The sequence below is a fragment of the Maribacter sp. PR66 genome (assembly GCF_028464205.1).
GTDB classification, from domain to species: Bacteria; Bacteroidota; Bacteroidia; order Flavobacteriales; family Flavobacteriaceae; genus Maribacter; species Maribacter flavus.
The window spans coordinates 616,274-629,830 of sequence record NZ_JAQPCH010000001.1 but is presented as its reverse complement, the minus strand read 5'-3'; the positions used below and the strand labels follow the sequence as shown (position 1 = coordinate 629,830).

The 13,557-nt window shown below is 42.5% G+C and carries 12 protein-coding genes and 2 tRNA genes; 9 read left to right on the top strand and 5 right to left on the bottom strand.

Annotated features, from left to right (window positions below):
• Nucleotides 1–16 precede the first annotated feature (16 nt).
• The 4 genes from PP181_RS02765 (at nucleotide 17) to PP181_RS02750 (ending at nucleotide 1,659) form a co-directional block, all read left to right on the top strand.
• Entirely contained in the window at nucleotides 17–973 is a 957-nt protein-coding gene (locus PP181_RS02765) for a PorP/SprF family type IX secretion system membrane protein (protein ID WP_154917726.1), read from the top strand.
• A gap of 47 nt (nucleotides 974–1,020) precedes the next feature.
• Complete coding sequence (folB, locus tag PP181_RS02760; RefSeq protein WP_272635890.1) at nucleotides 1,021–1,383, top strand: dihydroneopterin aldolase; 363 nt, start codon at nucleotides 1,021–1,023, stop codon at nucleotides 1,381–1,383.
• 6 nt (nucleotides 1,384–1,389) lie between these two features.
• Nucleotides 1,390–1,460: transfer RNA gene (locus PP181_RS02755), tRNA-Cys, on the top strand.
• A gap of 125 nt (nucleotides 1,461–1,585) precedes the next feature.
• Nucleotides 1,586–1,659 (top strand) — tRNA-Cys (locus tag PP181_RS02750).
• A 27-nt stretch (nucleotides 1,660–1,686) separates the two neighbouring features.
• Here PP181_RS02750 and PP181_RS02745 read toward each other — a convergent pair.
• A complete protein-coding gene (locus tag PP181_RS02745; protein WP_272635889.1) occupies nucleotides 1,687–2,085 on the bottom strand; it encodes a DoxX family protein in 399 nt (132 codons plus the stop codon).
• Nucleotides 2,085–3,248: a DNA polymerase III subunit gene (locus PP181_RS02740; protein WP_272635888.1), complete on the bottom strand. Its 1,164-nt coding sequence runs from the start codon at nucleotides 3,246–3,248 to the stop codon at nucleotides 2,085–2,087. The genes PP181_RS02745 and PP181_RS02740 overlap by 1 nt, the downstream gene beginning before the upstream one ends.
• 114 nt (nucleotides 3,249–3,362) lie before the next feature.
• Here PP181_RS02740 and PP181_RS02735 point away from each other — a divergent pair, with 114 nt between their 5' ends.
• The 3 genes from PP181_RS02735 (at nucleotide 3,363) to PP181_RS02725 (ending at nucleotide 7,304) form a co-directional block, all read left to right on the top strand.
• A complete protein-coding gene (locus tag PP181_RS02735; protein WP_272635887.1) occupies nucleotides 3,363–4,553 on the top strand; it encodes a phosphoglycerate kinase in 1,191 nt (396 codons plus the stop codon).
• 118 nt (nucleotides 4,554–4,671) lie between these two features.
• On the top strand, nucleotides 4,672–6,303 hold the full coding sequence (locus PP181_RS02730; protein ID WP_272635886.1) for a LysM peptidoglycan-binding domain-containing protein: 1,632 nt from the start codon (nucleotides 4,672–4,674) through the stop codon (nucleotides 6,301–6,303).
• 14 nt (nucleotides 6,304–6,317) lie between these two features.
• Complete coding sequence (locus tag PP181_RS02725; protein ID WP_138256645.1) at nucleotides 6,318–7,304, top strand: DUF4837 family protein; 987 nt, start codon at nucleotides 6,318–6,320, stop codon at nucleotides 7,302–7,304.
• A gap of 71 nt (nucleotides 7,305–7,375) precedes the next feature.
• Here the strand turns inward: PP181_RS02725 and PP181_RS02720 are convergent, their stop codons facing one another.
• The 3 genes from PP181_RS02720 to tatA all read right to left on the bottom strand — a co-directional run bounded on the left by PP181_RS02720 (nucleotide 7,376) and on the right by tatA (nucleotide 10,994).
• Nucleotides 7,376–7,552, bottom strand: a complete 177-nt coding sequence (locus tag PP181_RS02720) for a DUF6747 family protein (protein WP_162850204.1) — start codon at nucleotides 7,550–7,552, stop codon at nucleotides 7,376–7,378.
• Nucleotides 7,553–7,792: 240 nt separating this feature from the next.
• Nucleotides 7,793–10,549 (bottom strand): OmpA family protein, encoded by a 2,757-nt coding sequence (locus tag PP181_RS02715; RefSeq protein WP_272635885.1) that lies wholly within the window; start codon nucleotides 10,547–10,549, stop codon nucleotides 7,793–7,795.
• A 259-nt stretch (nucleotides 10,550–10,808) separates the two neighbouring features.
• Nucleotides 10,809–10,994, bottom strand: coding sequence for a twin-arginine translocase TatA/TatE family subunit (gene tatA / locus PP181_RS02710; RefSeq protein ID WP_138256644.1), 186 nt, complete (start codon nucleotides 10,992–10,994; stop codon nucleotides 10,809–10,811).
• Between the two features lie 188 nt (nucleotides 10,995–11,182).
• Between tatA and PP181_RS02705 the strand changes: the two genes are divergently transcribed.
• Both PP181_RS02705 and PP181_RS02700 read left to right on the top strand, forming a co-directional pair.
• Nucleotides 11,183–12,052, top strand: coding sequence for a M23 family metallopeptidase (locus PP181_RS02705; RefSeq protein WP_154917721.1), 870 nt, complete (start codon nucleotides 11,183–11,185; stop codon nucleotides 12,050–12,052).
• A gap of 5 nt (nucleotides 12,053–12,057) precedes the next feature.
• The gene (locus PP181_RS02700; protein WP_154917720.1) at nucleotides 12,058–13,554 is read left to right on the top strand and encodes a GH3 auxin-responsive promoter family protein; all 1,497 of its coding nucleotides are present in this window, start codon (nucleotides 12,058–12,060) and stop codon (nucleotides 13,552–13,554) included.
• The last annotated feature ends 3 nt before the right edge of the window (nucleotides 13,555–13,557 follow it).

Below are 13,557 nucleotides of genomic sequence, written 5' to 3'. Positions count from 1 at the left end.
ACTTAACCTAAATACTATGTTTAAGAGATTATTGACCTTAGCACTTATCACAAGCGCCTTCTTCGTAAGAGGTCAAGAACTTAATTCCCCACAGCTCTCCCAGTATCTGGCGGATAACCCGTTTGTATTGGCCCCCACCTATGCAGGGATTGGAGACCATGTTAAGATACGGCTCAATGGTTTGGCACAATGGGTAGGCATAAAGGATGCTCCCAGGACACAATCCTTGGCCGCTGATATGCGGATTGGGGAAAAATCCGGGGTGGGCGTGTTTCTATATAACGATTCAAACGGATATACCAAACAAAGGGGCGCCAGGGTTTCTTTTGCCCATCACCTAACTTTGGACAGGTATGAGGACGAGTTTTTATCCTTTGGCCTTTCCTATAATTTTAACCAGTTCAATATCGACATTGATCAGTTCAATCTTATCGACTTTCCCGATAATGGAATCGTAAACAACAGGCAAACGACTAACCACAATTTTGATGTGGGCGTTTTGTATCGATATGACAAGTTTTACTTTGCGGCGAATGCCTCCAACCTATTGGACAAGGATCCAAGAGACCTTACCTTTGATATAGACGAGCCCAATGAATTGAGAAACTATTATGTGTATACAGGCTACAGATATACCAAAAGTAGGACAAGTAATTTGGAAATTGAGCCCTCTATGTTGTTCAAGATTTTTGAAAGTGATGGCAGGTCCGAAACGGATTTGAACGTAAAGTTCAGATGGTACGATTTTGAGGATTACTACTACGCAGGGGTTACATACAGGTTCTTGAACGACCAGATAGGAAACCCGCTCTATATAGCCCCGATACTAGGGTTAAAGAAAAGCAACTTTTATTTTGGATACTCCTATCAGATAATCTTGAACGAGATTTTGGGCTATAGTACAGGTACCCATGTCGTTACCATAGGTGTGGATCTATTCCAAGGTATCAGCAATTGCAGGTGTACCTATTGATTTACCCATCTTTGTTTTAAGTTTGTGATCTAATCAATAATTGGATCATGGGGATTATTAGGGTAGATAACATTAGAGTGTATTCATACCATGGATGTCTTTCGGAAGAAACAAAAATCGGAAGTGATTATTTGGTAAATGTTGAGGTCAAGGCAGACCTTTCCAAAGCCATCGTATCCGATGCACTGAAGGACACCGTGGATTACGTTCATATAAACCGTATAGTGGTGGAGGAAATGGGCATTCCCTCCAAACTTCTGGAACATGTGGCCAAAAGAATAGGGGACCGTATTTTTAAGGAACTCCCAATGGTCAAAAAATCGAGAATTTCAGTTGCCAAGGTAAACCCGCCCATAAACGGCGATGTGCAAAAGGTGCTGGTAGAATTATCGCTCAAGAGAGGAAAATAGGATAATGGCATTGTGGCCGAACGGGAAGGCGAAACTCCTGCAAGGGTTTTATAGTGGTTCGAATCCATTCGATGCCTCAAAAGCTGAATAAATTCTGATAGATCCATGATAGAGCGGCCATGGATCTATTATTTCAAACAAACTTCGTTTCCTTTAAAACAAAAGGATTATTTTTTACTAAATTTGCAATCATTTTAAAAAGGGCATCGTGGCCGAGTGGCTAGGCAGAGCTCTGCAAAAGCTTGTACAGCGGTTCGAATCCGCTCGATGCCTCCAAAACCTCCTATTCTTGGGAGGTTTTTTTTAGTTCTGGAGCAGAAACAACAGAAAAACGGTGGGCATGAGATATATCACTATCGTCCTGGCACCGTCATAGTCCTTTGCTACCCTTTGCCCTAACAGCAGCATCAAAAGGGTGATACAGCCCAAAAGAGCCCCCCAAAAAGCCATGGATGTATTTTGGGAACTTAGGATTCCATAAATGCCCATTAATGAGGCAATCCCCGTAATTAGTTCCAGCGCTAGGATAATCCCCACTAGTAAAGGAACGGAATTCCTGAACGGCGTTTTTAAAAAGTGACCTTTTAACCATCCTATATTGCCCTTCCAATCGAATATTTTATCGGACCCGCTTTGTAAAAAGGTCAAGGCCAAAAAAATAAGCAAAATGAGCTCAGAAGCGTATTCCTGTATCGTTTCCATCAAGAAGGTATTTTAGTCGGTTTTTTATGAAGTAGCCTTGTAAGGCGAATGGATAGGTCCGTAAATATAATCTTCGCATTGCCATTTCTTTCCACGTGAAATATGGCATCTTCCAGTTCTTTGGTTATTTCCAGGATATTGTTTTCATGCACAAAGGGCGCGAATTTTTCCAACTGGAAGCCATCTGCATGAATCTTCATATAGGCCAGTTCGTGCACCCCGTAATTCAAGAGCATCGCCTGGCGCATTACCATAATGCAATAGTGTAGGAACTTTTTTTGGGTCTCCCTTCCGGTTTTTGCCAATTCATCGCTCCATAACAGTAGTTCGTGTATGGCAGCTTTGTTCCCTTTGGCCTTAAAGGCACTTCGGACCCATTGCACGAACCACTTTTCGAACACCAGATCTTCCGAGTCCTTGTTCAAAAGGTCAAGTGCCTTGTTGAAGTTTCCATTGGCTTCGTGGGCGATTTGCATCGCCTCTTGTTGGGATGCCCCTTTTTTGAGAAGCGCATCGGCGATAACGTCCTCTGCCAAAGGCGGAAAATGCAAAATCTGGCACCTGGAACGTATGGTCTGTAGAATTTGCTCCTCATCCTGGCAAAGCAACAGAAAGACCGTTTTTTCCGGTGGTTCCTCTATCAACTTCAAAAGTTTGTTCGATGCGGCGGTGTTCAATTTTTCGGCCATCCAAACGATCATGACCTTAAAACCGCCTTCATAGGATTTGAGGGATAGCTTTTTTACGATTTCCTTGGCCTCGTCCACCCCGATCTGGCCCTGCTTTTTTTCAATATCTATCAATCGGTACCAATCAAATAGGTTTCCATAGGGTTGCTCGGCCAAAAACTCCCGCCACTCCTTGCTAAAACTGTCACTTACGGCATGTTTTTTGGCCTGTTCCGTATTGGCAACCGGATAGGCGAAATGTACATCTGGGTGGGCAAAGGATTTGAACTTTAGATTGCAGGCGGCGTTGCCGCCCTCATTTTCGCCATTTTGGTTGCCACATATCAAATATTGGGCATAGGCCAAAGCCATGGGCAAGGTGCCGGACCCCTCGGGGCCTACGAACAATTGCGCATGGGGAATCCTTCCGGCATCAGCACTAGATGTGAGATGGTTCTTTATATGGGGGAGCCCTAAAACGTCCTTGAATAGCATGGCTCCAAATATAGTTGTTTTTGGAGCAGGAAAGAATAGCCATAATTTCTTGGGGAAGGTTTTAACAAGACCTATTAATGGTTACATTTGCCTTTTATTTTAAAGTACCATTCCATGAAAGTATTAGACGACCACAATTTTGAGAATAAAAAGGCCTTGATCAGGGTTGACTTTAATGTACCCTTGAACGAAAAGTTTGAAGTAACGGATGCCAACAGGATCGAAGCGGCCAAGCCAACCATCATTAAGGTATTGGAAGATGGAGGCAGCGCGATTCTTATGAGCCATCTTGGTCGGCCCGATGGCAAAAGAAATCCGGATCTGTCCTTGAAGCATATTTGTGCCAAGGTTTCCGAAGTAATTGGTGTTTCGGTCAAGTTTGTGGAAGACTGTATTGGGGAAAAAGCGGAAAGGGCCGCCCAAGATCTAAAAAGCGGAGAGGTGCTGTTGTTGGAGAACCTCAGGTATTACAGTGAAGAGGAGAAGGGTGACGAGGCTTTTGCGGAAAAACTTTCTAAATTGGGGGATGTCTACATAAACGATGCCTTTGGTACTGCCCACAGGGCACACGCCTCAACAACGATTGTTGCCAAGTTCTTTCCAGGGGCAAAATGTTTTGGGTACTTATTGGCCAAGGAAATCGACGCTATCGAAAAAGTAATGCAGACGGGTGAAAAGCCTGTATTGGCGATTTTGGGAGGGGCCAAGGTTTCGTCCAAAATTACGATCATTGAGAATATATTGGATAAGGTGGATGACCTTATCATAGGTGGGGGTATGACCTATACCTTTGTTAAGGCACAAGGGGGCAGCGTTGGCGATTCCATTTGCGAGGACGATAAAATGGACCTGGCCATGGATATCCTAAAGCAGGCGAAGGAAAAGGGCGTAAACGTGCATTTGCCTGTAGACGTAATCGCTGCGGATGATTTCAGTCCAAACGCGAAAACCAAGGTTCTGGATGTAGACAACATACCCAATGGTTGGCAAGGTTTGGATGCCGGTCCCAAAACGCTGGAAAACTTCAAAAAAGTGATTTTGGGCGCTAAAACGATTCTATGGAACGGTCCCGTAGGTGTTTTTGAAATGGATGCCTTTGCCAAGGGAACCATAGCTGTTGGAAATTTCATTGATGAGGCTACCCAAAATGGTGCATTTTCACTTGTGGGAGGGGGCGATTCCGTTGCCGCAGTCAAGCAATTTGGCTTTGAGGAAAAGGTAAGCTATGTTTCCACGGGAGGAGGGGCCATGTTGGAAAGCCTGGAAGGAAGGACATTGCCAGGAATCGCTGCAATAAACGAGTAGACAGGGCGTTATCGATTAACGGAGTTTAACGGGTTAATCTACATTTTAAGAAAGAAAATTTTATTCTAAAGGAAAAATGTACGATTTTCGTTAGTCCCGCTAAGAAAATTTTCGCTCTATGAACAAGTCGCACATCCGTAGTTTTTTTCTAGTTGGTTTTTTTGCGTTTCCGATGTTTTTATCGGCACAGCAAAAAGATTCCGTAAACCTTCAAAACAAGAAGGCAATTGTCACAAACGAGATTGAAAATGATTCCGCCACGTTACAGGCGGAACAGGTTATAGACCTTTCGGCCGTGGATTCCATCCCGGATAATGACTTTATCTTGGTGAAGTCAGACCAAACCCAGAAGTATGACCTCAAGGACCACTCCCAGGCAGCAAAGTACGACAGTCTTTGGATGAAGGAACTTATTGCCAATGCTCCGCTGTTTGAGGCTATCTATGAGGACGTAACGACTTTGGAGCCGGATTCGACCTATGTGCTGGATTTGAATACGGATACATTAAAACTCAGGTTGGAAAAATTAAACCAAAAAACCCCTTTTAATGTTGCTTACAATCCCTCCCTTGAAAATGTAATCAAATCATTTTTGACAAGAAGAAGAGGGCTTATGCAGCGAATGTTGACCGCGAGCCAGTTTTACTTTCCCTTATTCGAGCAAGAAATGGACAATCACAATATTCCTTTGGAAATGAAGTATTTGTCCATTGTTGAATCTGCCTTGAACCCAAAAGCAAGGTCCAGGGTGGGTGCCACGGGTTTATGGCAATTTATGTACGGAACGGGAAAAATGTACAATTTGGACGTAACAAGTTATGTAGATGAACGCAGTGACCCTATTAAATCTACTAAGGCAGCTTGTCAATATTTGTCCAAACTCTATGAAATTTTTCAGGATTGGGATTTGGCGCTCGCCGCCTATAATTCGGGACCAGGGAATGTCAACAAGGCCATAAGAAGATCTGGCGGATATAAGAATTATTGGAACATTCGAAGCTATTTGCCCAGGGAGACAGCGGGCTATGTGCCGGCATTCTTGGCCACCATGTATATTTTTGAATATGCGGAAGAGCATGGTCTAAAGGGGCAAAAGGTGGACAGGCCGTATTTTGAGACCGACACAGTACACGTAAAAAGCCTCATTACGTTCGACCAGATAGCTGAGTTGGTAGGTATTGACAAAGAAGAACTAAAGATTTTAAATCCGTCCTATAAATTGAATGCCATTCCTTATGTGGAAGGAAAGAACTACACCCTTCGTTTGCCCAGAAGCCATATGGGCAAGTTTGTGGCCAATGAGGAGGCTATTTATGCCCATGTGGAAAAGGAGCTTAACAGCAAGGAAAGTCCATTGCAGGAGCTTGTAAAGCAGGCCGAGGAGGGAGAAGTGGTCTATAGGGTACGGAGTGGTGATTATCTTGGTAAGATCGCGGAGCGTTATGGCGTTGGTGTGAGCCAAATAAAAAGATGGAACGGCTTAAGGAGCAATAATCTTAGGATTGGCCAGCGATTGACCATTTTTCCCAAAAAACAGCCCGTTGCCGCTGTAAAACCAAAGAACACCCCTTCAAAAGGTTCAATATCGAGCAACATAAAAGTACACGAAGTTCGCAGTGGGGATTCCCTATGGACGATTTCCAAAAAATATCCTGGAGTTAGTATCGAAAATTTACGAGAATGGAACGGTATTAGTGGTAATAATCTAAAACCGGGCACAAAATTGAAACTGTGCGATTGTTCATCGTAAATTAGATATGTAAAATGAAGAAAATCAGAACACTATTTTTATTGACCATCTTGATCTTTGCTTCCTGCAAGGAGAATAAGCAACAAGATTATTTACCGGAATCCATTGGTGCCTATAATACCCTTACGGTCGTAATCAATAACGATCTTTGGAAAAGTGAGGTAGGGGACAATATCAGAAGACATTTTGCCGCTCCAGCATTGGGCTTATCTTGGGACGAAGCCCAATTCAGCATCACACAAATACCCCATCAGATATTCTCGGGTTCTGTACGGAACACAAGGTCCGTTTTATATGTCATGGAAGACTCCCTGGACCTTGCCCACATGAAGAGTAACATGTATGCCAAACCGCAGTTGATTGGTGTGGTCAAAGGAAGAAACCACCAAGAGATCATTGATAATTTAAATGAAAAGGCCCCCGAATTTATAACCGATTATAAAGCGTTGGAAATAGCGGAAGCACAAAAGAAATTTTTGAAGTCCTTAAGCAAGGAAAAGGCCTTGCAGGAAAAGTTGGGCATCAACTTGAATGTACCCTCCGTTTATAAAGTTGGAAGGGAAGAGGAGAATTTTGTATGGATCGATAGGCAAATTCAAAAAGGGAACATGAACATTATTGCCTACAGTGTTCCCTGGGATACATTTTCAAACGACTCGACCTTTGTCCAGGACATTGTACGCATGCGCGATTCCATTGGAAACCTGTTTATTCCAGGTGAGGATATCCCCGGAAAAAACAATCATATGATTACGGAAAAGGCGTTTTCACCCTATGTTTTTCCCGCGGAAGTCGCCGGAAGGAAAGCCGCAGAGGTTAGGGGGAGGTGGGAAATGTCCGCATATCCTATGGCAGGCCCGTTCCTGACCTATATCATAAACGACAAGCCAAACAACAGAAAACTGGTATTGGAAGGCTTTACCTTTGCCCCGGCGACCGAAAAACGGGATTATATGTTCGAGCTGGAGGCGATTTTAAAGACCGTAAAATTCAATGAGTAGAATACTTTCTTGATGCATAAAAAAGGGCCCACATTTTGTGGGCCCTTTTTTGCTTAAATATTTATTCTCACTTAAAGATTACTAAAAGAAAAACCTGTAGATATTCTAAATATCAATGCATACAACGCCAATGCAATTAGGATAAAACATGCCCAAGAAAACACCTTAAAATAGTGTTCCAGAATATAACTTTTCCAGTTTCTAAAGGCTTCAATATAAATTTCCTTGATAAGTAAAAGATTCCCCATAATCATGGTTTTTTAAGTTACAGAGCTAAAGTTCTAAAACCGTAGGCATATTTCTAAAAAGATCAGACTAAGGGATAAAAAAGTCTGCAAACAAAAAGGGATATTTTAAAAAACCTATGAATTACCTGTATTATCGTTCAATTGAAATGTATTCGTTTGAGGTAGCAATACGCTTCGGCACATTAAAAAAGGCAGAAACCCTCAGGTTTCTGCCTTTTTTATTCTTTATATAAATGGATTTTACAAATCTACAATGATGAATTCAGATCTACGGTTCAAGTAGTGCCTTTCTTCCGTACAACGGACACTGCCGTTACATTCGTTCAACAGTCTTTCCTCGCCGTACCCTATGGCACTTTGGATTCTTTCCGGAGCAATACCTTTGGATATGATATATTCCCGCGTGGATTTGGCCCTCCTATCCGATAGGTACTTGTTGTAGACATCGCTACCCCTTGAGTCGGTATGTGATTCTATCTTGATGATCATTTGGGGATACTCGTTCATCACGCTAACAAGCTTGTCCAGTTCTTTGGCGGCATCGGGGCGTATGTAAGATTTGTCAAAATCAAAATGGATCATTTCCGTCTTAAGTTTTCGAATACCGTCCTCAACGGCAATCATTTCCTTAAGTTTTCTCATTTGGATATCGACATTTATGGTGTCGTTATCCGCCGTGGCAACTTCCCTTTCATCATAAAAATAGGAATTGCGCGTGGTCTTGAGGGTGTATTTGGTGTTGGCATCCAAATCCTCGAACATAAAACTCCCATCCTCGCCGGCCTCAACCTCCTTCAGTTTCATATTGTTCTCGTCCAGTAATTCTACCAACGCCCTAGGCATAACATCGCCGGTTACGAGTTCTGTCACTACTCCGGCGATGGCATTTTTCACCACGGGAACCTCCTCTATTTTTAGAGTCTTAAAGGAATAGATGTCGTCAAATCCTTTGCCTCCGTCCCTATTGGATGCAAAATAACCCATTTGTTTTTCCTCATTTACGATAAACGAGAAGTCGTCCTTATTACTGTTGATGGGTTTGCCCAAGTTCTTGACTTCCTCAAATCCACCATCCTCGTTAAAAGCCGCCTCATATACATCCAAACCGCCCATTCCTACATAGCCATCTGAAGAAAAATATAGTTTTTCCCCGTTCACGAAGGGGAACATCTCCTTTTTTGCCGTATTAATGCCAGGACCTAAGTTTCTAGGTTCCGAGAAGGAACCGTCCTCCAAGAGGTCCGCTACGAATATATCCGTTTCACCAATGCTTCCGGGCATATCGGAAACGAAGTACATTTTCCTGCCATCCGGACTAAGCACGGGGTGTCCTGTTGAATAGGAGTCGCTGTTGAAAGGTACTTCGGTAGCTTCGGCCCATTGACCATCGACCTTAACCGATTTATAGATTTTTAAGTGGTTGATTCCCTTACTGTCTCTACGCAGCTTTTTGCCATAATTGTTCCTCGTAAAGAACATGGTGTTGTTATCTGGGGTAAAGGTAACTGCCGCCTCATGGTATTTGGTGTTGATTTTCTTGTTGAACTTTATGGCATCACGAAGTTCTTGCGTTTCCTCGTTCAATTTGGCGGTATAGAGGTCCAAATAGGGTTGGTTGTCCCATTTATACCGTCTGGTCGTAAATACGGACGAATCCTTTGCAGAGGCGAATACAACCTTGTCCTGCTCTAAAAATGCAGGGGAGAAGTCGCTATACTCAGAATTGATGCCAAGGTTCTTTATATCAAATTTTGGTTCAGCATTTATTAGTCGGTCCAAAATTTGCTCCCTTTGGTTAGCTGAAACGGTGGCTTTGCCAAGTTGGGCCTCATATTTTTTATTGTAAAGTCGCATCAATCTTTTGGACCTGGCATAGTTTCCGGTACCTTTTAGGGAGTGTGCATACCTAAAAATATTATCGGCGGACATTTGATCCCCATAAGTCTCATACATGGTATTGTACCATTTGTAGGCCTGCTCCATATTTGTGTTGAAATAATGGGCATCTGCAATCTTCTGAAGTACCTCGTAAGATTGCTCGGCTTTATTGTTTTCGAGAGCCGTTTCGTAGAGTTTGGCAGCTTCGGCATACCACATTTTATCGAAATAGGCATCGGCCCTTTTTATGATCATGCTTTTATTAGGGTCCGATTCAATGGATTTGGAGCCGGGGTTGTCCTGGAATTCCTCTTCCATGACGGCCAAATCGGATTTCGTAGCCTGTTCCTGTATCATATCATAGGTCACGTCTTCCGGTTCAAGGGGTCTCACCAAAATCTCCTTCTTAGATTCCCTTAATTGAGAAGTGTTCGTTTTGGATTGGTTGGTATTGGTCTCGGCACTTGCAACACTGCTTTCCTGCAATCCAGAAACGGCTTCTTTATACTCGTCAATTTTATCCTGATTGGTATAATACACGGTAGCTGTTTTAGTCGCTGCTCTGTTGGAGCTAAAAGCATCGGAGTAAATGATGTTACCGCCCTCTGGCAACCTATTTTCCAAAAGTTCTTTTTCACTCGCAATGACGCTATTGTCAAAGGAGTTATCGATTACCATGTTAAGTATCCAAACATCATCGTCGTATTTTCCGTCAAAATCCGACTTACAATCGGCAATCGCTTTTTGCCAGGAGCTATAATGATTTAGGTATAAATAGTAAAGCTTGTTTTTGGGATTTTTGATATAGCCGGCAGTGAATCCCTGTTTATTAAGTTTCTTTACCTGTTTGTCCAATTTGTTATCCTTGCTGAAAACACCTGAAATCACATAATAGCCATTCGAGAATCCATCGATATCCGTCAGGGTTCTTTGAGGAATATTGTTTGCCCTTGCGGCATTGAAAAACCTCTCATCGTCAGTTCTGTCTATCGTATAGAATTTTTGATCTGTAGTATTGTTTGAAGCCCCGGTATTGGATGATGCCAGTCCTGTCTGAAAGTCCTGTGCTCCCATAGATAGGGAAAATAGAAATACACAAATGGATAAAATATATTTCATGCTTTAAAAATCATTTTCGAAAATCGTTCACAAACTAGTTGTCTAATAACAAGTTTTGGACGGATTTATTTTCGAAAATACCTTTAAAGGCAATAATGGATTATTTTTTGTTGTGAAAGGGGTGTTTTTTGTCGTGTAGCCTAAATAAATGCGTGGGTCCAAAGAAGTTTCAACAACATATTTAATGATTAAAGATCCAACAAAAAAAGGGCGTTAACCGCAATTGGATAACGCCCTTTCAGTGTATTCGAATGTATGTTTATTCCTTTTTTTCTTTTTCAGGGGACTCGTCCTCTTTGGAAGCATCCTTAAATTCCTTGATTCCGCTGCCAAGGCCACGCATGAGCTCGGGAATTTTTTTACCACCGAAAAGCAAAAGAACTACCAAAACAACTATTGCTATCTGCCATGGGCCTATTGCCAAGAATATATTCGCTACTGTCATAATACAAAGTCTTTAATGGATAACAAATGTAGTAAAAACTAGTTTACCTAACTAGAATATTAACGTTAAGCAATGAAAGGTTGAAATCAGTATCAAATAATCTTACGGAAATTGCATAGCGACTTTAGGCGTTGCTTATTTTTAGGTTTAACGTACTAGTTTACATTTCTAAGTTTATCTTTGTTCAGATGGCCAAAAAAGTAAAAAGAAGAAAGGAAATAAAGCGCAAGCTGCTCCACAAGTACCGTTTGGTAATACTGAACGAAAGTACTTTTGAGGAAAAAATATCTTTCAAGTTGAGCCGATTGAACGTTTTTGTAACGGCATCACTCTTCATGATTGCCCTTATTGGCCTTACCATCCTCCTCATTGCATTTACCCCTTTAAGGGAATATATACCAGGATACTCCTCCACCGCCCTAAAAAGACAGGCCACAGAGCTTACCTATAAGACTGACTCCCTTGTAAGAACCCTTAATTATACCAATAGGTATTTAGATAATATCCGTATGGTTTTGAAGGGCGATATTGAGAACAATGAAATCAACAGGGATTCCTTGTTCGAACAATTTAAGCTGGACCCCGCATCCGTTGACCTATCGCCCATTAAGGAGGATTCCCTTTTAAGGGCTGAAGTTGCCCTTGAAGACAAATACAATCTATTTGAACGGGACACCAATAGGAAAAATCTAGTCCTTTTTCCTCCTGTTACAGGAACCGTCTCCATGGGATATGATTTGGAAAGTAAGCATTACGCCGTGGATATTGTCGCACCCATTGATACCCCTGTAAAGGCCGTGGCCAATGGCACCGTTATATTTTCGGAATGGACGGCGGATACGGGTTATGTTATAATCCTGGAACACCAGGATGGTCTTTTGAGCGTTTATAAGCACAATGGATCGCTGGCTAAATTCCAAGGAACGGTAGTGCGCGGAGGTGAGGTAATCGCATCTGTTGGGAATACGGGTGAATTGACCACGGGTCCACATTTGCATTTTGAGCTTTGGGATGACGGAAATCCTGTTGACCCACAGAATTTTTTAGACTTCAATTAGTTATCATGTCCTTAAAAGCCTTTGCCGCCAAGATTTTCGCCAAAAGAATTGTGGCCAAGACCCAAAAATGGGTTCAAAATCCGCACAAAACCCAGCAAAGGGTCTTTAAGGAGTTGGTGGCCAAAGGGTCCGGTACAAAATTTGGGGAGGACCATGATTTTAATGGTATCCAGACGCATCAGGACTTTGTTGAAAGGGTGCCCGTTAGGGACTATGAAGAACTAAAATCCTATGTGCATAGGGTGGTGGATGGAGAGCCGGACATTTTATGGCCAGGGAAACCCATTTATTTCGCGAAGACTTCGGGAACCACTTCTGGCGCTAAATACATCCCCATCACCAAAGAATCCATAAAGCACCAAGTAGAAGCATCCAGAAATGCCATTCTCAGTTATATCCATGAAACGGGCAGGGCCGATTTTGTAGACGGAAAAATGATTTTCTTACAGGGAAGTCCGGAGCTTACCGAAAAGAACGGCATCAAATTGGGCAGGCTTTCCGGGATTTCCGCACATTATGTCCCCAATTATCTTCAGAAAAACCGATTACCAAGCTGGGAGACTAACTGCATCGAGGATTGGGAGACCAAAGTAAATACCATAGTTGAAGAAACAAAGGACGAGGATATGACCGTAATTGCGGGTATTCCTTCCTGGGTACAAATGTATTTTGAGAAGTTGAAGGAAAAAACCAATCGGAATATTGGAGATCTGTTTCCCAATTTTGAGCTTTTCATTTATGGCGGGGTCAATTACGAACCCTACAGAAAAAAGTTTGAGGAGCTCATTGGCAGGAAGGTGGCCAGTATAGAATTGTTTCCTGCCAGTGAAGGTTTTTTTGCCTATCAGGACTCCCAAATGGAAAAGGGCATGTTGTTGCTCCTGAATTCCGGGATATTATATGAGTTCATCAGGATTGATGATTTTCATAAAGAGGAGGGCCAACGATTGACCATAGAACAAGTTGAAAAAGATGTGGATTATGTAATGATTATATCCACCAATGCAGGGCTTTGGGCATACAACCTTGGAGATACCGTTCGGTTTGTTTCATTGGAGCCCTATAAGGTCGTTGTTTCCGGAAGGGTCAAGCATTTTATTTCGGCCTTTGGGGAACATGTTATCGCAAAGGAGGTTGAGGAAGCGATGCAAACGGCAATGAATGCTACGGATGCCAAAATGAACGAGTTCACGGTTGCTCCCCAAATTACTCCGGAGAACGAAGAGCTGCCCTATCATGAATGGTTCGTGGAATTCGAAAAGGAACCTTCGGACATGAATACCTTCAAGAGAATTCTGGACGAATCCTTACAGCAACAGAACAGCTATTACTTTGATTTGATAGAAGGTAAGGTCTTACAACCCCTTAAAATTACTCGTATACGACATAACGGATTCAAGGAATACATGAAATCCATGGGGAAACTAGGAGGTCAGAACAAGGTACAACGTTTGGCGAACGACCGAAGCGTAGCCGATAAATTGAAAGAATTCATGGCCTAAAAA

What these genes read in the sequence shown, in the direction of transcription:
- PP181_RS02765 (WP_154917726.1), top strand. Translation starts at nt 17, where the DNA reads ATGTTTAAGAGATTATTGACCTTAGCACTTATCACAAGCGCCTTCTTC.
- folB (WP_272635890.1), top strand. Translation starts at nt 1,021, where the DNA reads ATGGGGATTATTAGGGTAGATAACATTAGAGTGTATTCATACCATGGA.
- PP181_RS02745 (WP_272635889.1), bottom strand. Translation starts at nt 2,085, where the DNA reads ATGGAAACGATACAGGAATACGCTTCTGAGCTCATTTTGCTTATTTTT.
- PP181_RS02740 (WP_272635888.1), bottom strand. Translation starts at nt 3,248, where the DNA reads ATGCTATTCAAGGACGTTTTAGGGCTCCCCCATATAAAGAACCATCTC.
- PP181_RS02735 (WP_272635887.1), top strand. Translation starts at nt 3,363, where the DNA reads ATGAAAGTATTAGACGACCACAATTTTGAGAATAAAAAGGCCTTGATC.
- PP181_RS02730 (WP_272635886.1), top strand. Translation starts at nt 4,672, where the DNA reads ATGAACAAGTCGCACATCCGTAGTTTTTTTCTAGTTGGTTTTTTTGCG.
- PP181_RS02725 (WP_138256645.1), top strand. Translation starts at nt 6,318, where the DNA reads ATGAAGAAAATCAGAACACTATTTTTATTGACCATCTTGATCTTTGCT.
- PP181_RS02720 (WP_162850204.1), bottom strand. Translation starts at nt 7,552, where the DNA reads ATGGGGAATCTTTTACTTATCAAGGAAATTTATATTGAAGCCTTTAGA.
- PP181_RS02715 (WP_272635885.1), bottom strand. Translation starts at nt 10,549, where the DNA reads ATGAAATATATTTTATCCATTTGTGTATTTCTATTTTCCCTATCTATG.
- tatA (WP_138256644.1), bottom strand. Translation starts at nt 10,994, where the DNA reads ATGACAGTAGCGAATATATTCTTGGCAATAGGCCCATGGCAGATAGCA.
- PP181_RS02705 (WP_154917721.1), top strand. Translation starts at nt 11,183, where the DNA reads ATGGCCAAAAAAGTAAAAAGAAGAAAGGAAATAAAGCGCAAGCTGCTC.
- PP181_RS02700 (WP_154917720.1), top strand. Translation starts at nt 12,058, where the DNA reads ATGTCCTTAAAAGCCTTTGCCGCCAAGATTTTCGCCAAAAGAATTGTG.